This is a genomic window from Pseudomonas sp. R151218B TE3479 (assembly GCF_053629195.1).
In genome coordinates, this window is sequence record NZ_JBRJHV010000001.1 from 5,251,707 (window position 1) to 5,270,369 (window position 18,663).

General features: G+C 60.1%; 14 protein-coding genes and 1 pseudogene. 10 read left to right on the plus strand and 5 right to left on the minus strand.

Annotation, left to right across the window (positions count from 1 at the left end; genetic code table 11):
- Nucleotides 1–202: 202 nt before the first annotated feature.
- Nucleotides 203–2,473 carry an ATP-dependent Clp protease ATP-binding subunit ClpA gene (gene clpA / locus AB7M32_RS22585; RefSeq protein WP_072406802.1) on the minus strand — a complete coding sequence of 757 codons (2,271 nt, stop codon included), beginning with the start codon at nucleotides 2,471–2,473 and terminating at the stop codon, nucleotides 203–205.
- Nucleotides 2,474–2,502: 29 nt separating this feature from the next.
- Nucleotides 2,503–2,865, minus strand: a complete 363-nt coding sequence (gene clpS, locus AB7M32_RS22590) for an ATP-dependent Clp protease adapter ClpS (protein WP_003180089.1) — start codon at nucleotides 2,863–2,865, stop codon at nucleotides 2,503–2,505.
- A 227-nt stretch (nucleotides 2,866–3,092) separates the two neighbouring features.
- Between clpS and cspD the strand changes: the two genes are divergently transcribed.
- Complete coding sequence (gene cspD / locus AB7M32_RS22595) at nucleotides 3,093–3,368, plus strand: cold shock domain-containing protein CspD (RefSeq protein WP_454251435.1); 276 nt, start codon at nucleotides 3,093–3,095, stop codon at nucleotides 3,366–3,368.
- An 80-nt stretch (nucleotides 3,369–3,448) separates the two neighbouring features.
- Here the strand turns inward: cspD and icd are convergent, their stop codons facing one another.
- Complete coding sequence (gene icd, locus AB7M32_RS22600; protein WP_053123183.1) at nucleotides 3,449–4,705, minus strand: NADP-dependent isocitrate dehydrogenase; 1,257 nt, start codon at nucleotides 4,703–4,705, stop codon at nucleotides 3,449–3,451.
- A 481-nt stretch (nucleotides 4,706–5,186) separates the two neighbouring features.
- Between icd and AB7M32_RS22605 the strand changes: the two genes are divergently transcribed.
- From AB7M32_RS22605 to aceA, 9 genes are all read left to right on the plus strand, one after another.
- Nucleotides 5,187–7,412: an NADP-dependent isocitrate dehydrogenase gene (locus AB7M32_RS22605; RefSeq protein ID WP_454251436.1), complete on the plus strand. Its 2,226-nt coding sequence runs from the start codon at nucleotides 5,187–5,189 to the stop codon at nucleotides 7,410–7,412.
- A gap of 211 nt (nucleotides 7,413–7,623) precedes the next feature.
- Nucleotides 7,624–8,070 (plus strand): NUDIX hydrolase, encoded by a 447-nt coding sequence (locus AB7M32_RS22610; RefSeq protein ID WP_454251437.1) that lies wholly within the window; start codon nucleotides 7,624–7,626, stop codon nucleotides 8,068–8,070.
- 59 nt (nucleotides 8,071–8,129) lie between these two features.
- Nucleotides 8,130–9,254: a tRNA 2-thiouridine(34) synthase MnmA gene (gene mnmA, locus AB7M32_RS22615; RefSeq protein ID WP_454251438.1), complete on the plus strand. Its 1,125-nt coding sequence runs from the start codon at nucleotides 8,130–8,132 to the stop codon at nucleotides 9,252–9,254.
- A complete protein-coding gene (hflD, locus tag AB7M32_RS22620; protein ID WP_454251439.1) occupies nucleotides 9,251–9,874 on the plus strand; it encodes a high frequency lysogenization protein HflD in 624 nt (207 codons plus the stop codon). The genes mnmA and hflD overlap by 4 nt, the downstream gene beginning before the upstream one ends.
- A 168-nt stretch (nucleotides 9,875–10,042) precedes the next feature.
- On the plus strand, nucleotides 10,043–11,413 hold the full coding sequence (gene purB / locus AB7M32_RS22625) for an adenylosuccinate lyase (RefSeq protein ID WP_454251440.1): 1,371 nt from the start codon (nucleotides 10,043–10,045) through the stop codon (nucleotides 11,411–11,413).
- A gap of 84 nt (nucleotides 11,414–11,497) precedes the next feature.
- Nucleotides 11,498–12,664: a ribosomal protein uL16 3-hydroxylase gene (locus AB7M32_RS22630; protein ID WP_454251441.1), complete on the plus strand. Its 1,167-nt coding sequence runs from the start codon at nucleotides 11,498–11,500 to the stop codon at nucleotides 12,662–12,664.
- On the plus strand, nucleotides 12,657–13,082 hold the full coding sequence (locus AB7M32_RS22635) for a GNAT family N-acetyltransferase (protein WP_072406821.1): 426 nt from the start codon (nucleotides 12,657–12,659) through the stop codon (nucleotides 13,080–13,082). The genes AB7M32_RS22630 and AB7M32_RS22635 overlap by 8 nt, the downstream gene beginning before the upstream one ends.
- 242 nt (nucleotides 13,083–13,324) lie before the next feature.
- Complete coding sequence (locus AB7M32_RS22640; RefSeq protein WP_454251442.1) at nucleotides 13,325–14,086, plus strand: secretin N-terminal domain-containing protein; 762 nt, start codon at nucleotides 13,325–13,327, stop codon at nucleotides 14,084–14,086.
- Nucleotides 14,087–14,539: 453 nt separating this feature from the next.
- Complete coding sequence (aceA, locus tag AB7M32_RS22645) at nucleotides 14,540–15,865, plus strand: isocitrate lyase (protein WP_014337679.1); 1,326 nt, start codon at nucleotides 14,540–14,542, stop codon at nucleotides 15,863–15,865.
- Nucleotides 15,866–15,973: 108 nt separating this feature from the next.
- Here aceA and AB7M32_RS22650 read toward each other — a convergent pair whose 3' ends face one another.
- Nucleotides 15,974–16,891, minus strand: a complete 918-nt coding sequence (locus AB7M32_RS22650) for a methyl-accepting chemotaxis protein (protein WP_454252187.1) — start codon at nucleotides 16,889–16,891, stop codon at nucleotides 15,974–15,976.
- Nucleotides 16,877–17,896, minus strand: a pseudogene (locus tag AB7M32_RS22655) (methyl-accepting chemotaxis protein); the annotation flags it as partial. The gene AB7M32_RS22650 and the pseudogene AB7M32_RS22655, both read right to left, overlap by 15 nt.
- Between the last annotated feature and the right edge of the window lie 767 nt (nucleotides 17,897–18,663).

Below are 18,663 nucleotides of genomic sequence, written 5' to 3' on the forward strand. Positions count from 1 at the left end.
CACAGCCTCCCCTGTGGGAGCGAGCTTGCTCGCGATGGTGGTGGCACCATTCAGCATCGATGCAAGCTGATCCGCCGCTATCGCGAGCAAGCTCGCTCCCACAAAGGATTAGCGGTGAAACACAATCTTGTGCCATGCCCACAACAGCCAGTAACAGCAAAAAGGCGCCTTTCGGCGCCTTTTGCTTTGTTGCAGTTAACGATCAGGCCATTTCGGCCGTGGTTTCGAAGTCGAAGGTCAGTTCGCCGTCCTTGATGTCGATGTGAACCACACCGCCATGCTCGGCCAGCTCGCCAAAGAGGATCTCCTCCGCCAGCGGACGCTTGATCTTGTCCTGGATCAAGCGAGCCATCGGCCGTGCGCCCATCGTCACATCGTAACCACCTTCGGCCAGCCAACTGCGGGCCGCATCGGTAACCTCCAGCAACACACGCTTGTCTTCGAGTTGCGCCTGAAGTTCGGTAAGGAACTTGTCCACCACGCTCTTGATGACTTCATGACTGAGGCGACCGAACTGGATAATGGTATCCAGGCGGTTGCGGAATTCAGGCGTGAAGCTCTTCTTGATCACTTCCATCGCATCGGACGAGTGGTCCTGATGGGTGAAACCGATCGAAGCGCGAGCTGCGGTTTCGGCACCGGCGTTCGTGGTCATGATGAGGATCACGTTGCGGAAGTCCGCCTTGCGCCCGTTGTTATCGGTCAGCGTACCGTGGTCCATCACCTGCAGGAGCAGGTTGAAGACTTCCGGATGCGCCTTCTCGATCTCGTCGAGCAGCAATACGCAGTGCGGTTGCTTGGTGATGGCTTCGGTCAACAGGCCGCCCTGGTCGAAACCGACGTAGCCCGGAGGCGCACCGATCAGACGCGATACGGTATGGCGCTCCATGTACTCGGACATGTCGAAGCGCACCAGCTCGATGCCCATCGCCTTGGCCAACTGCCGCGCCGCCTCGGTCTTGCCGACACCGGTAGGACCGGCGAACAGGAACGAACCCACCGGTTTGTCCGGCGACTTGAGACCTGCGCGGGACAGTTTGATGGCGGTCGACAGCGAGTCGATGGCCGCATCCTGGCCGAATACCGTCAACTTCAGGTCACGCTCCAGGTTACGGAGCAGTTCCTTGTCGGAACTGGTGACGTGCTTGGGCGGAATACGCGCGATTTTCGCCACGATGTCCTCGACCTGAGGCACTTCGATGCGCTTGACGCGTTTCTCCACGGGCTGCAGGCGCTGGTAGGCACCCGCTTCGTCGATGACATCGATGGCCTTGTCCGGCATGTGCCGGTCGTTGATATAGCGCGAGGCCAGTTCAGCCGCCGCGCGCAAGGCCTCATCGCTGTATTCGATGTTGTGGTGCAGCTCGAAACGCCCCTTCAGGCCGCGCAGGATGCCAATGGTGTCTTCCACCGAAGGCTCCGACACATCGACCTTCTGGAAACGCCGGGCCAGGGCACGGTCTTTCTCGAAGATTCCGCGAAATTCCTGGAACGTGGTCGAGCCGATGCAACGGATATCACCCGACGACAGCAGCGGCTTGAGCAGGTTCGACGCATCCATGACCCCGCCCGACGCCGCCCCGGCACCGATAATGGTGTGGATTTCGTCGATGAACAGGATCGCCTGCGGACGTTTTTTCAGTTCGCCGAGCAACGCCTTGAAGCGTTTCTCGAAATCGCCGCGGTATTTGGTACCGGCCAGCAAGGCGCCCAGGTCGAGGGAGTACACCACGCTGTTGGCCAGCAGGTCCGGCACCTGGTTGTCGACGATGCGCTTGGCCAGGCCTTCGGCAATCGCGGTCTTGCCCACGCCCGCCTCGCCCACCAGCAATGGGTTGTTCTTGCGACGCCGGGCCAGGATCTGGGCAACGCGCTCGACTTCCGCCTCGCGCCCGACCAGCGGATCGATCCGGCCCTGGCGCGCCAGTTCGTTCAGGTTGCTGGCATAGGCATCCAATGGGTTGCCTGAAGAAGAAGACTCACCGCCCTCGTCGTCCTGCATATCCTGCTCACCCTCGGAATGATCGCCATGCCCCGGCACCTTGGAGATGCCATGGGCGATGTAGTTGACGACATCGATACGCGCAACGCTCTGCTGCTTGAGCAGGAACACCGCCTGGCTTTCCTGCTCGCTGAAGATGGCAACCAGCACGTTGGCGCCGGTGACTTCACGCTTGCCCGAGCTCTGCACGTGGAAGACAGCACGCTGCAGGACACGCTGGAAGCCCAGGGTTGGCTGGGTTTCACGATCCTCGTCATGCACGGGGATCAATGGCGTGGTGGAGTCGATGAACTCCTGCAGATCATGCTTGAGTTTATCGAGGTTCGCGCCGCAGGCACGCAAAACGGTGGCGGCAGCCTCGTTATCCAATAGGGCCAGCAGCAGGTGCTCGACGGTCATGAATTCATGACGCTTCGAACGAGCCTCCTTGAAGGCAAGATTGAGGGTGACTTCGAGCTCGCGGTTTAACATAGCTTCACCTCATACCCAAGTGGTCGGCGTTAACCGTCCTTCTCGATTTCACAGAGTAGCGGATGCTGGCTTTCCCGGGCGTACTGGTTGACCTGCATGGCCTTCGTCTCGGCGATGTCGCGGGTAAACACTCCACATACTGCCCGTCCCTCTGTATGGACGGCCAGCATGACCTTGGTCGCCAGCTCCCGATTCAGGTTGAAAAACACCTCGAGCACTTCGACGACGAAATCCATCGGTGTGTAGTCATCATTGAACAAAACCACCTTGTACATCGGTGGCGCCTGTAATGCGGGCTTTGCTTCCTGAACAGCAATGCCTGCGGAATCGTCGTCGTGTAGATCCGGGCGATCCTGATTGAATGTTAGTCGAATCTGGCTGACTGCATGCATGGAAAGAAAGGTTCGTTTAGTTGGCGAATACAGTGATGGGGGCGCTTGTGGGCGATTTCAACCACGACCACCGGAGCCACCTTGACTATCGGGAAAACGGTGTTACAACCAATAGAGCCCATCGTGGGTTAAAAAGGTCCGTGGAATCTATCCTGTTAACAAGATTAGCCTGCGGATGGACTGGATGATACTCCAGTGATGGAGTGCGTTGCAGAGGGAAATGGGTTATGTCGGTCGTCAAGATGAAGGGTAAGGTGAAATGGTTCAATAATGCCAAGGGTTACGGTTTCATTCTTGCGGACGGCAAGGATATGGGAGACCTGTTCGCCCATTTTTCGGCGATCGAGATGGACGGCTACAAGACCCTGAAGGCCGGACAACCGGTAACATTCAACGTCATCCAGGGGCCCAAGGGCCTGCACGCGGTCAATATCAAGGTTGTCCTCGCCGAGGATGCGCCCGCCCCTGTCAATGTCATTGTCAGGGTCACCGAGACCCATTGACCGGCAGTCACCACCCCACCTGAATGAAAATGCCCGGCTCGATCACTCGAGCCGGGCATTTTCGCTGAGCGCCGATTCGCTTACATGTGCGAGATCAGGGCATCACCGAAGCCCGAGGACGATACCAGCTTGGCGCCCTCCATCAGGCGTTCGAAGTCATAGGTCACGGTCTTGGCCGAAATCGCGCCGTTGGTGCCCTTGATGATCAGGTCGGCCGCTTCGGTCCAACCCATGTGGCGCAGCATCATTTCCGCCGACAGAATCAGCGAGCCCGGATTGACCTGGTCCTTGCCAGCGTACTTGGGCGCGGTACCGTGGGTGGCTTCGAACATCGCCACGGTGTCGGACAGGTTGGCGCCCGGCGCGATACCGATACCGCCCACTTCCGCCGCCAGGGCGTCGGACAGATAGTCACCGTTCAGGTTCAGGGTGGCGATCACGTCATACTCGGCCGGACGCAACAGGATCTGCTGCAACATCGCATCGGCGATGGCGTCCTTGACGATGACGTTCTTGCCGGTCCGCGGGTTCTTGAACTGCATCCACGGCCCGCCGTCGAGCAGGGTCGCGCCGAACTCTTCGGCCGCCACTTCGTAGGCCCATTCCTTGAAGGCACCTTCGGTGAACTTCATGATGTTGCCTTTATGCACGATCGTCAGCGAATCGCGGTCGTTGTCGACCACATATTGCAGGGCCTTGCGAGCCAGGCGCTTGGTGCCCTGCTTGGAAACCGGCTTGACGCCAATGCCGCAATCCTCGTCGAAACGGATCTTGGTCACGCCCATTTCTTCTTTCAGGAACTTGATGACCTTGGTGGCTTCGGCCGAACCGGCTTTCCACTCGATGCCCGCGTAGATGTCCTCGGAGTTCTCGCGGAAGATCGTCATGTCCACGTCGCCAGGCTTCTTGACCGGGCTTGGCACACCTTCGAACCAGCGCACCGGACGCAGGCAGACATACAGGTCGAGCTGCTGACGCAGCGCTACGTTCAACGAACGGATACCGCCACCGACCGGCGTGGTCAGCGGGCCCTTGATGGAAACCACGTAGTCCTTGACCGCATCCAGGGTTTCCTGGGGCAGCCAGGTGTCCTGGTCGTAGACCTGGGTCGCTTTCTCACCGGCATAGACTTCCATCCAGGAAATCTTGCGCTTGCCGCCGTAGGCCTTCTGAACCGCAGCGTCCACAACCTTGATCATGACCGGACTGATATCGACGCCAATGCCGTCGCCTTCGATGAAGGGGATGATCGGGTTGTCGGGAACATTAAGAGAATGGTCTGCATTGACGGTGATTTTGTCACCGACGGCTGGAACCTGAATCTTTTGATACCCCATGCTGAACTCCATTGCTTGGATTGAACATCTGGCTGCGTTCGAGCGTACCCCAGTTGAATCGGCGCGCAAACCCTACGTTAGGCCCATCAACGGCAAAGCGTCGCACTTGGCGGAGTACAACCCTGAAAACCAAGGGAAAAACGCCAAACATGAGCATAGTCCGCCCCAAGGGTACTGCGACGTTTAGACCAATGGACGTGTACGGAAGTCTATGAACCATCGGCAGATCGCCAGCTACCTATGTATAATGCCGCCGCTGACCACAGGGTCACGACGGCTGACGGCTCTATCACAGGACTTTCCGCCAATTTAAAGCCGGACCGTTACCGCGGCCCAACCGCTTGACGCTCGACTGATGCACCCAACATCACCGCGAAGAAACCTCGACATTCGGTTCACGGAAGACTTTGAACGAACGCGCTTACCCGGCGCCCCTCGAGTTTCTGCGCATGCTTTAGCAAAGAAGAGAGTTAATCCGAATATGCCCACCCGCTCGAAGATCATCTATACCTTCACCGACGAAGCGCCTGCCCTCGCCACCTATTCGCTGCTGCCGATCGTCGAAGCCTTTACCGCTTCGGCCGATATCGCCGTGGAAACCCGCGATATCTCCCTCGCAGGGCGCATCCTGGCCAGCTTCCCCGAGCAACTGGGTGACAAAGCCGTAGCCGACCACCTCGCCGAACTGGGCGACCTGGCCGTTACACCTGAAGCCAACATCATCAAGCTGCCGAACATCAGCGCCTCGGTGCCGCAACTGCAGGCCGCGATCAAGGAATTGCAGGCCCAGGGCTACGCACTGCCGGACTACCCGGAAACCGTGACCACCGACGCCGAGAAAGACGCTCGCGCCCGTTACGACAAGGTCAAGGGCAGTGCCGTGAACCCGGTTCTGCGCGAAGGCAACTCCGACCGCCGCGCACCGCTGTCGGTCAAGAACTACGCGCGCAAGCACCCGCACAAGATGGGCGCCTGGGCCGCGGACTCCAAGTCCCACGTAGCCCACATGAGCACCGGCGATTTCTACGGCAGCGAAAAAGCCGCCCTGATCGACGCCGCCGGCAGTGTGAAAATCGAGCTGATCGCCCAGGACGGCACTGCCACTGTCCTGAAGGAAAAAACCACCGTACAAGCCGGTGAGATCCTCGACTGCGCCGTGATGAGCAAAAACGCCCTGCGCGACTTCATCGCCGCTGAAATCGAAGACGCCAAGCAAAAAGGCGTGCTGCTGTCGGTTCACCTCAAGGCCACCATGATGAAGGTCTCCGACCCGATCATGTTCGGCCAGATCGTTGCCGAGTTCTATAAAGACGCCCTGGCCAAGCACGCACAAGTGCTGGAGCAGATCGGCTTCAACCTGAACAACGGCATCGGCGACCTGTACGCCCGCATCAAGGCCCTGCCGGCCGAGCAGCAGGCGCAGATCGAAGCCGACATCCAGGCGGTCTACGCGGCGCGCCCATCCCTGGCGATGGTCAACTCCGACAAAGGCATCACCAACCTGCACGTGCCGAGCGACGTGATCGTCGACGCCTCGATGCCTGCCATGATCCGTGACTCCGGCAAGATGTGGGGCACCGATGGCCAGTTGCACGACACCAAGGCCGTGATCCCGGATCGCTGCTACGCCACCATCTACCAGGCGGTGATCGAAGACTGCAAGCAACACGGCGCCTTCGACCCGACCACCATGGGCAGCGTGCCGAACGTCGGCCTGATGGCCAAGAAAGCCGAAGAGTACGGCTCCCACGACAAGACCTTCCAGATCAAGGCCAACGGCGTAGTCCGCGTTTCGGACAACACCGGTCGCACCTTGCTGGAGCAGAACGTCGAAGCCGGTGACATCTTCCGCATGTGCCAGACCAAGGACGCGCCGATCCAGGATTGGGTCAAACTGGCCGTCAACCGTGCCCGCGCCAGCAGCACCCCGGCGATCTTCTGGCTGGACCCGATGCGCGCCCACGACGGCGTCGTCATCGAGAAAGTCCAGACCTACCTGAAGGACCACGACACCAGCGGCCTGGACATTCGCATCATGTCGCCTGTCGACGCGATGAAGTTCACCCTGGGCCGTACCCGCGAAGGCAAGGACACCATCTCGGTGACCGGCAACGTGCTGCGTGACTACCTGACCGACCTGTTCCCGATCATGGAACTGGGCACCAGCGCCAAGATGCTGTCGATCGTGCCGCTGATGAACGGCGGTGGCCTGTTCGAAACCGGCGCCGGCGGCTCGGCCCCCAAGCACGTTCAGCAGTTGCTGGAAGAGAACTTCCTGCGCTGGGATTCCCTGGGCGAGTTCCTGGCCCTGGCCGCGTCCCTCGAACACCTGGGCGTGACCTACAACAACCCGAAAGCCCTGGTGCTGGCCAAGACCCTCGACCAGGCCACCGGTGAGTTCCTGGACCGCAACAAGTCGCCTTCGCGCAAAGTCGGCGGCATCGACAACCGCGGCAGCCACTTCTACCTGACCCTGTTCTGGGCCCAGGCACTGGCCGCTCAGAATGACGATGCATCCCTCAAGGCCCAGTTCGCTTCGCTGGCCAAGACATTGACCGACAACGAAGAAAAGATCGTTGCCGAACTCAATGCCGTGCAAGGCAAGCCCGTGGACATCGGCGGTTACTACTTCGCCAACCCCGAGCTGACCAGCAAGGCCATGCGCCCGAGCGCCACCTTCAACGCGGCGATTGCTGCGCTGGTGTAAGGTTGTAAGGGAACACCACAAACCCCGGCCTTGTGCCGGGGTTTGCGTTTCCGACAAATAATTCCAATGTAAACACGAACCCAATGTGGGAGCGGGCTTGCCCGCGAATGCGGTTTATCATTCAACATCTCTATTGACTGGCCCAGCGCTTTCGCGAGCAAGCTCGCTCCCACAGGGCCCGTGTTCAAAATTTGACATTGAGGAAAGCTCCATGGACTGGCAACCCCACATCACCGTCGCCACCATCGTCGAGGACAACGGCCGCTTCCTGATGGTGGAGGAATCCAAGGGCGGACGCGCGGTGCTCAACCAGCCCGCCGGACACCTGGACCCCGATGAAACGCTGATCGAGGCCGCCGTGCGCGAAACCCTGGAAGAAACCGGCTGGGACGTCGAGCCCACCGCCGTGGTAGGCATTTACCTGTACACCGCCCCCAGCAACGGTGTGACCTACCAACGCGTCTGTTTCGCCGCCAAGGCCTTGCAACACCACCCCGAGTATCAGTTGGACGACGGCATCCTCGGTACAAAATGGCTGACCCGCGACGAATTGCTCGAGCGGCGCGAGCACTGGCGCAGCGAGCTGATCATCCGTTGCATCGACGATTATCTGGCCGGCCATTGCCACAGTCTGACGCTGATCCGTCCTTCTCTTTAGCCTTGCGCGCCCGGGCCTGATAGAATCGCGTCCTTTTTCAAGACACTCATTGAATCCCTATGCGTGATCCAGCCCCTTCTGACACACCCAAGAAGCGCGTCATTGTCGGCATGTCCGGCGGCGTGGACTCTTCCGTTTCCGCCCTTCTGCTGATCGAGCAGGGTTACGAGGTGGAAGGCCTGTTCATGAAGAACTGGGAAGAAGACGACGGAACCGAATACTGCACCGCCATGGATGACCTGGCGGACGCCCAGGCCGTGTGCGACAAGATCGGCATCAAGCTGCACACCGCCAACTTCGCCGCCGAGTACTGGGACAACGTGTTCGAGCACTTCCTGGCCGAATACAAGGCCGGGCGCACGCCGAACCCGGACATCCTCTGCAACCGCGAAATCAAGTTCAAGGCGTTCCTCGACTACGCCATGATGCTGGGCGCCGACCTGATCGCCACCGGCCACTACGTGCGCCGCCGCGACATCGATGGCCGCACCGAACTGCTCAAGGGCCTGGACCCGAACAAGGACCAGAGCTATTTCCTGCATGCCGTCGGCGGCGAGCAGATCGCCAAGACCCTGTTTCCGGTAGGCGAACTGGAAAAGCCCGAAGTGCGCGCGATTGCTGAAAAACACCAGCTCGCCACCGCCAAGAAGAAGGACTCCACCGGGATCTGCTTTATTGGCGAGCGCCGTTTCAGCGACTTCCTCAAGCAATACCTGCCAGCCCAGCCGGGCGAGATCAAGACGACTGAAGGCGAAGTCATCGGCCGCCACCATGGCCTGATGTACCACACCATCGGCCAGCGCCAGGGCCTGGGCATCGGCGGGCTGAAAGACGCCGGGGAAGAGCCGTGGTACGTGCTGGTCAAGGACCTGGAGCACAACGAGTTGATCGTCGGCCAGGGCAACGACCATCCCTGGCTGTTCTCCCGCGCCCTGCTCGCCTCCGAGATCTATTGGGTCAACCCGATCGACCTCAGCGAACCACGCCGCCTGACGGCCAAGGTTCGCTACCGCCAGAGCGACCAGCCCTGCACCCTGGAAAAAACCGCCACGGGTTACCGCGCTACCTTCGATGACCCGCAGCGGGCGGTTACACCCGGCCAATCCGTGGTGTTCTATGACGGCGACATCTGCCTGGGCGGCGGCGTGATCGAAGTCGCAGAGCCCTGGAGCAGCCAGGTATGAACGCAATCCAGGAACAACTGACAGCATTGGGCGGCGTGTTTCTCGCCGCCGTGCTGGTGGACAGGATCGCCAAGACCGGCCAGGCCACCGAAGCGGGCGTGGCCTGCATGCTCGGCAGCCTGCTGGTTCGCGACCCCAAGGACACCCTGGAAGTCTATGGCGGCGACGACCTGAACCTGCGCGAAGGCTACCGTGCGCTGATCGGCGCCCTGGAGCGCGATCCCAGCGCCTTGCAACGCGAGCCGCTGCGCTATGCCCTGTCGATGCTGGGCCTTGAGCGCCAGTTGGCCAAGCGCGACGACCTGCTGGAGACCATCGGCAAACGCTTGCCGCAGATCCAGTCCCAGGTCGAGCACTTCGGCCCGGCTCACGAAAACGTCGTTGCGGCCTGCGGTTCGCTGTACCAGGACACCCTGAGCACCTTGCGCCAGCGCATCCAGGTGCATGGCGACATGCGCAACCTGCAACAGCCAAGCAATGCCTCGAAGATCCGCGCCCTGCTACTGGCCGGGATTCGCTCGGCACGACTTTGGCGGCAGCTGGGTGGCCATCGCTGGCAACTGGTGATCAGCCGCCGCAAATTGCTGAAAGAACTTTACCCGTTGATGCGCAACGAATAAGTCGCCTCGACCTGCTTTTTTGTGGCGGGGGCGCTTGCTCCTCGCCACAGGTAATAAACAGTTTTAGCTTGTTACGCGTAGCACGCCGGTCAGTTGGCGACGGACCGGCACGTGTTTTCATGTATGATACGCGCCCCATTTCGTTGCCCGACTGCCCGAGAACACCCCATGCAGCTCTCTTCGCTCACTGCGGTTTCCCCTGTTGACGGCCGCTACGCCGGCAAAACCCAGGCCCTGCGCCCGATTTTCAGCGAGTACGGCCTGATCCGTGCCCGCGTCCTGGTTGAAGTGCGCTGGCTCCAGCGCCTGGCCGCCCACCCTGCCATCGGCGAAGTGCCGGCGTTTTCCGCCGAAGCCAACGCGGTGTTGAACGCGCTGGCAGAAAACTTTGTACTGGAGCACGCCGAGCGCGTCAAAGAGATCGAGCGCACCACCAACCACGACGTCAAGGCCATCGAATACCTGCTCAAGGAGCAGGCGGCCAAGCTGCCGGAGCTGGCCAATGTCAGCGAGTTCATCCACTTTGCCTGCACCAGCGAGGACATCAACAACCTGTCCCACGCCCTGATGCTGCGCGAAGGCCGTGATGAGGTGATGCTGCCCCTGATGCGCCAGACCGCCCAAGCCATCCGCGAACTGGCGATCCGCTTCGCCGACGTGCCGATGCTGTCGCGCACCCACGGTCAACCGGCTTCGCCGACCACCCTGGGCAAGGAACTGGCAAACGTGGTCTACCGCCTGGAGCGCCAGATCGCCCAGGTGGCCGCCGTGCCGCTGCTGGGCAAGATCAACGGCGCCGTGGGCAACTACAACGCCCACCTGTCGGCCTACCCGGACATCGACTGGGAAGCCAATGCCCGCGCCTTCATCGAAGACGAACTGGGACTGAGCTTCAACCCGTACACCACCCAGATCGAACCTCACGACTACATCGCCGAGCTGTTCGACGCGATCGCGCGCTTCAACACCATCCTGATCGACTTCGACCGTGACATCTGGGGCTACATCTCCCTGGGCTACTTCAAGCAGCGGACCATCGCCGGCGAAATCGGTTCTTCGACCATGCCGCACAAGGTCAACCCGATCGACTTCGAAAACTCCGAAGGCAACCTGGGCATCGCCAACGCGCTGTTCCAGCACCTGGCGAGCAAACTGCCGATCTCCCGCTGGCAGCGTGACCTGACCGACTCCACCGTGCTGCGCAACCTGGGCGTGGGCTTTGCCCACAGCGTCATTGCCTACGAAGCCAGCCTCAAGGGCATCAGCAAGCTGGAACTGAACGAGCAGAAAATCGCCGCCGACCTCGACGCTTGCTGGGAAGTCCTGGCCGAGCCGATCCAGACCGTGATGCGTCGCTACAACATCGAAAACCCGTATGAAAAGCTGAAAGAACTGACCCGCGGCAAGGGCATCAGCCCGGAAGCGCTGCAGACTTTCATCGATGGGCTGGACATGCCTGCCGACGCCCGCGCGGAGCTGAAGAAGCTCACGCCGGCGAGCTACATCGGCAACGCGGCGGCACAAGCCAAGCGCATCTGATCCACGGCATTACCTTTGAGACGCCCGGCCGCGCCGGGCGTTTTTATTCGCGTCTGAAAAGTATATTTTTTCAATAGGTTACACATGAATCCTGATATTCCTCTGCAACTCCTGGGCGGCATCACGGCACGGGAATTCCTGCGCGACTACTGGCAGAAAAAACCCCTGCTGATCCGTCAGGCGATTCCTGACTTCCAAAGCCCGATCGACGCCGATGAACTGGCCGGCCTGGCCTTGGAAGAAGAAGTCGAATCGCGCTTGGTGATCGAACACGGCGAAACCCCTTGGGAAATGCGTCGCGGCCCGTTCGCCGAAGACGAATTCAGCAAGTTGCCGGAGCGCGAGTGGACCCTGCTGGTACAGGCGGTCGACCAGTTCGTACCGGAAGTCAGCGAACTGCTGGAGAACTTCCGCTTCCTGCCGAGCTGGCGCATCGACGATGTGATGATCAGCTTCGCCGCTCCGGGCGGCAGCGTAGGTCCGCATTTCGATAACTATGACGTGTTCCTGCTGCAAGGCCATGGCCAGCGCAACTGGAAAATCGGCCAGATGTGCGACTCCGAAAGCCCGCTGCTGCAGCACGCCGACCTGCGCATCCTCGCCGACTTCGAAGCCACCGACGAGTGGATCCTGGAACCGGGCGACATGCTCTACCTGCCGCCGCGCCTGGCGCACTGCGGCGTGGCCGTGGATGACTGCATGACCTACTCGGTGGGCTTCCGTGCGCCAAGCGCCGCTGAAGTGCTGACCCACTTCACCGACTTCCTGAGCCAGTTCCTGCCGGACGAAGAACGCTACACCGACGCCGACGCGCGTCCGGTGGCCGACCCGCACCAGATCCAGCAAGACGCCCTCGACCGCCTCAAGGGCCTGCTGGCCGAGCACATGAGCGACGAGCGCCTGCTGCTGACCTGGTTCGGCCAGTTCATGACCGAACCGCGCTACCCGGAACTGGTGGTAGGTCCGGAAATGGAAGATGACGAGCTGTTGGCTGGCCTGGAGCAAGGCGCGGTGATCATTCGCAACCCGAGCGCGCGCCTGGCCTGGTCGGAAGTCGATGATGACCTGCTGCTGTTCGCCAGCGGCCAGAGCCGTTACCTGCCGGGCAAGCTGCGCGAACTACTGAAGATGATTTGCGCCGCCGACGCCCTGCACATCGAAAACCTCGGCCCATGGTTGGCCGACGAAGACGGTCGCGGCCTGATCTGCGAGCTGGTCAAGCAAGGCAGCCTGGGGTTCGCCGATGAATAAAATTCACGTTCGTGTCGCAGACTGGCAAAAGGATAACGCCGAGATCCGGCGCATTCGTGAGACCGTGTTCATTGCCGAGCAGTCCGTCCCGCCCGAGCTGGAATGGGATGCCGACGACCAGAGCGCGGTGCATTTCCTGGCGTTTGAGGGGGATTTCCCCATCGGCACCGCGCGCCTGTTGACCGACGGCCACGTCGGCCGTGTCTCGGTCCTCAAGGACTGGCGCGGCCTGAAGGTGGGCGATGCGTTGATGCATGCAGTGATCGCCGAAGCCGAGAAACGTGGGCTCAAGCAGCAGATGCTCAGCGCCCAGGTCCATGCCACGCCATTCTACGAGCGGTTGGGGTTTGCAGTGGTCAGCGAGGAGTTCCTGGAAGCAGGGATTCCCCATGTGGACATGGTGCGGCATTCGGCCTGAAACCGCAGTGCGGCCATCGCGAGCAAGCTCGCTCCCACAGGAGGCCGGCGGTGAACCCATGATTCATGTACACCTGCCCTCCATGTGGGAGCGAGCTTGCTCGCGATGAGGCCCTCAAGCCTTACCAAAAAACGCCCCGCCATCCCCCGATGCCGGGGCGTTTTGCCGTCTACCATTCAACTTGCCCCATCCGGGGCCGACAAACTGGCAATATCAAGCCTTTGTCTCGCGGAGAAATGGACATGCCTCTACGCACCCTCCTGATCACCCTGCTGCTCGGTTGCAGCCTGTCGGTCATGGCCGATACGCAAATCGTGCCGCTGAACTACCGCACCAGCGCCGACCTGTTGCCGGTGGCGCAGAATTTCATCGGCAAGGACGGCCAGGTCAGCGCCTATGGCAACCAACTGATCGTCAACGCCGAGCCCGGCAAGATCGAAGAACTCCGGCAGTTCCTGGCCCAATTGGACACCGCGCCCAAGCGCCTGCTGATCACGGTCGACACCAACGAAAACAACTTGCAGGGCGACCAGGGTTACTCGATCAACGGCGCGGCTCCCAGCCAGACCCGCATCATCAACCGCAGCACCGTCAGCCGTGACGGCGGCGTACAGCAGGTGCAGGCCAGTGAAGGCCAGCCGGCGCTGATCCAGGTAGGCCAGAGCGTGCCATTCACTAGCAACCAGACCGACAACTACGGCCGCATGCAGAGCCAGACCGAATACCGCAACGTCACCCAGGGTTTTTATGTCACGGCGAGCGTCACCGGCGAGACCGTTCATCTGAGCATCAGTACCAACCGTGACCGCATGAGCCAGGAGCGTCCCGATGTAGTGAACGTTCAGAGTACCGACACAACTGTCAGCGGACGCCTCGGCGAATGGATCACCCTGGCCGGCGTGAATCGCCAGACTCAGGCCGACAAACAAGGCCTGACCCGCAGCTACTCGACCCAGGGCCGCGACGACATGATTTTGCGGGTCAAGGTCGACACCCTGAACTGAAGCACCAAAAACTGACTGATGAGTCGTATTAGACCAAAGATGTAGTGCTATAAAAAAAGCACTACAAAACGTTTGACGAGCCAAAAAACCGAAGGCATGATGGCCTCGCTCCCGCTAATCAGGGGCCCTGGCAAGGGCCTTCGGGTCGACGCTTGCAACTACCCTGCGAGCCGATTCGTGTCTGTACCGCCCACAAGGTGTGTTTGACGAGGTTGCGACTGGAACGAAGTTGTCCCGAGGGACGGAAGCGTAACTAGGTAACCCGGCATCACTCTGAGTTCGTATGAAGGCCCACGACGCCCGAATGCGCCCGCAGTTCGCCCCTACCTGCTCTTTCCCCTCGAGCCCATCGTTCATCCCGTCGCCGCCTCGCCTGAACCGACTTGTACACCACCCCCTGGTCGGCAGGAGCAGGAATTTTCCACCAAGACCTATGCGACGAGGTTTATCTCCATGGCACTGACACGCGAACAGCAAATTGCAGCCCTTGAAAAAGACTGGGCTGAAAACCCGCGCTGGAAAGGCGTGAAGCGCAATTATTCCGCTGCTGACGTCGTCCGTCTGCGTGGCTCGGTTCAACCTGAGCACACCTTTGCGAAGATGGGCGCCGAGAAGCTGTGGAACCTGGTCACCCAGGGCGCCAAGCCAGCCTTCCGTCCCGAGAAAGATTTCGTCAACTGCATGGGCGCCCTGACCGGCGGCCAGGCTGTGCAGCAAGTCAAGGCGGGCATCCAGGCAATCTACCTGTCGGGCTGGCAAGTGGCTGCGGACAACAACTCCGCCGAGTCGATGTACCCCGACCAGTCGCTGTACCCGGTGGATTCGGTTCCAACCGTAGTCAAGCGCATCAACAACTCGTTCCGTCGCGCCGACCAGATCCAGTGGAAAGCCGGCAAGAACCCGGGCGACGAAGGCTACATCGACTACTTCGCACCGATCGTGGCTGACGCCGAAGCCGGTTTCGGCGGCGTCCTGAATGCCTACGAACTGATGAAGAGCATGATCGAAGCAGGCGCCGCTGGCGTTCACTTCGAAGACCAACTGGCCTCGGTGAAGAAATGCGGCCACATGGGCGGCAAGGTTCTGGTTCCAACCCAGGAAGCCGTGCAGAAGCTGACGGCTGCCCGCCTGGCCGCCGACGTTGCCGGTGTACCGACCATCATCCTGGCCCGTACCGACGCCAACGCCGCTGACCTGCTGACCTCCGACTGCGACCCGTACGACCAGCCGTTCGTGACCGGCACCCGCACCCAGGAAGGCTTCTACAAGGTTCGCGCCGGTCTCGACCAGGCCATCGCCCGCGGCCTGGCCTACGCGCCGTACGCCGACCTGATCTGGTGCGAAACCGCCAAGCCGGACCTGGACGAAGCCCGTCGCTTCGCCGAAGCGATCAAGAAGGAATACCCGGACCAACTGCTGTCGTACAACTGCTCGCCTTCCTTCAACTGGAAGAAAAACCTGGACGACGCGACCATCGCCAAGTTCCAGCGCGAACTGTCCGCCATGGGCTACAAGCACCAGTTCATCACCCTGGCCGGCATTCACAACATGTGGCACAGCATGTTCAACCTGGCGCACGACTACGCCCGCAACGACATGACCGCCTACGTGAAGCTGCAAGAGCAGGAGTTCGCCGACGCCGCCAAGGGCTACACCTTCGTGGCTCACCAGCAGGAAGTGGGTACCGGCTACTTCGACGACATGACCACCGTGATCCAGGGCGGCACTTCGTCGGTGACCGCACTGACCGGCTCCACCGAAGAAGAACAGTTCCACTGATTCACATGCTTGCCTCGAGTAAGCGGCCCTTGCGGACCGGATAAAAACTAACCGCGAAGCCGACGATCTGAAGCCCCGACTGGTTCGGGGCTTTTTTTTCGCCGGTTTTTACACTTTGAAGTGACTGACCAACTGCTGCAACTGGTTACCCAGCCGTGCCAGCTCGATACTGGAAGCGGCGGTTTCTTCGCTGGCCGAGGCGGTCTGTTCGGATACATCGCGCACGCTCAGAATACTGCGGCTGATGTCCTCGGCCACCGAGCTTTGCTGCACCGCAGCAGCGGCAATCTGTTGATTCATGGCCTGGATGCCGGAAACCGCCTGGGTGATGTTGCCCAGGGAGATGCCGGCCTTGCCGGCCAGTTCCACGCTGCTGTCGGTCAGTTCGCGGCTATTTCGCATGATGCTCGACACCTGACGCGTGCCGTTCTGTAAACCCGCCACCAGGCTTTCAATCTCTTCGGTGGAATGCTGGGTACGCTGGGCCAGCCCACGCACTTCGTCGGCGACCACGGCAAAACCGCGTCCGGCGTCACCCGCGCGGGCGGCCTCGATGGCGGCGTTAAGTGCCAACAAGTTGGTCTGCTCAGCCACTGCCCTGATCACGTCCATGATCTTGACGATGCGCGCGCTTTCTTGTTCCAGCTCATCCATGGCTTCGACTGAGCGCCCGACTTCGCTGGCCAAGCGCTCGATCTGAACGATGGCCTGCGCGACCACCTGGTCGCCGATACGGGCCTGTTCATCAGCCTCTGATGCAGCGGTGCAAGCATGTTCGGCATTACGCGCGACTTCATGCACGGTGGCCGACATTTCGTGCATGGCGGTGGCCACCTGGTCGGTCTCGGTCTTCTGACTATTGACCCCGGCACTGGTCTGCTCGGTGACGGCCGATAACTCTTCGGCGGCGCTGGCGATCTGGGTGACGCCATCGCGGATGCCACCGATCAGGTCGCGCAACGTGGTGCCCATGCGCTGGATACCTTGCTGCAGGACACCCAGCTCATCACTACGAGTCACCACCATGTCTTGCGTGAGGTCGCCTGCTGCAATGCGATCGACCACCGCCAATGTGTCCTGCAACGGCCGCGTAATCTGGCGAGTGATGATCATGGCCGCAAGAATCCCCAACAGCATCGCCAAGGCAGTACAGCCCAGTTGCAGGGTGCGGGCCTGGGCGCTGTCTTCGTCACGGGAGACCAGTTGGCCGGCATACATTTCTTCAGATAGACGGGTGATGGTGTCACCCAGATCGATAGTGTCCTGCACAGCCTTGCCAATGGCCTCATTACTGGCGGTGAAGTGCTGCACCGAACGGCGGTAAGCGACCAGTGCGGCTTCCAGCTGCTTGATGGTGTCGGCATAGGTCGGGCCGAAAGCGCTGTTGAGGGTTTCGATGCCCTTGAGCGCATTTTCGAGCTGGCGGTTGGCGGCTTGTTCGGTGGTGCTGTTGGGGTTGCCGGTGTAGCCACGCACTTCATAACGCACCAGCGCCACGTCCTCCTTGGCCTTGAGGATGATCCGGTACAACTCGAAACGGCGCTCATCCGAGGCAGGCATCGCTTCTACGTCATTGATGACCTTGGCAATCAGCGCGGCGCCCTTGACTGCATTGACGCCCATCTCCTTGCGCATGGCTGCGTCATTGCGATACGCCTCCCGCATCGTATTCAGTGCCATTTGATACTGCGTGCTGGCCTGCTCGATCAGCGCAAGTTTTTTCTGGTTTTCAGGTTTTCTCAATTCGGTCGCAAGGATTTTCTGCTGGGCGACAAACTGCTCCAGCGACGCCTGGATCAATGCCCCCTTTTGTTCATCGCCCTTGTCCAACTGGTATTGCAAGCGAGCCCTGCGCAGGTGATCAAGACGGTTGCCGAGCTCGGTAATGCTGGTCATTCGATCAGTGCGCTCGATCATTTTTCCCAGGCTGAACCAGCCGGTCACGGCAAGGACAGCGGTCAAAAGCAGCACAACGGCAAAGCCCAAAGCCAACTTGAGCATAACGCTCATATTCGCGAACCAAGAATTCATGACATTCCTTTGGTAATCAGCCGCGAACAATGAAACTGACGCAGCTATCTATGAAGGGAGCGATTGTCTCATCAGCATTGATATAGATGATTAGATGAGCGAGCGGCAAAGATAGCTATTTGCCATCAATCCTTCAAGGCTCTAGGCCAGGCCTCGTGCCGATTTTTGCTGGCAAAGCGTTTTTACTTAACGCTCCAATGCCCGGGCGCAGTTTTCTGGATTGGCTCGACTGAGCGACCTCGATCTGATGACCGAGGTTTTTTACCCGTTATCCTTGAAGCCACCTACGCTGTAAGAACAAGCCTGGCTTCCACGGGAGCGGCCCCTCAGGCAGATCCAACCCTCACCGAGCCCTTCCCTTCGGCGCGCTGATAGAAAAATTGATCGAACGCAGTATTGGGCAGTCCGAAAAGGAGTAAAACGTCCGACGCTGACAATTGCAGTAGCGACGATGTAAGACAGCCTCTCGGACACGACACTAAGTGCACTGTAGAAAAGGCCGGCACAGATAATAATAATTATCATTTGGAAGTCGTTATCATTGTTACATTCCGCACGAAATATTATTGATGAATAACCGGCCAACGCCCACGGGGCCGGGGCCGCAGGGTCCTGGAGGCGCGCTATGTCCTTATTCCAATAAATAATTTCGCTATAGGAATTTTACTTGCCCGGTGTTTAGCCATAAAATCACCGCGATTGATTGCTGCGACATATCGTCACTGCGTTATTTCATTCAAGCTCAGAGACCTTTGCTCTCTGTTAAG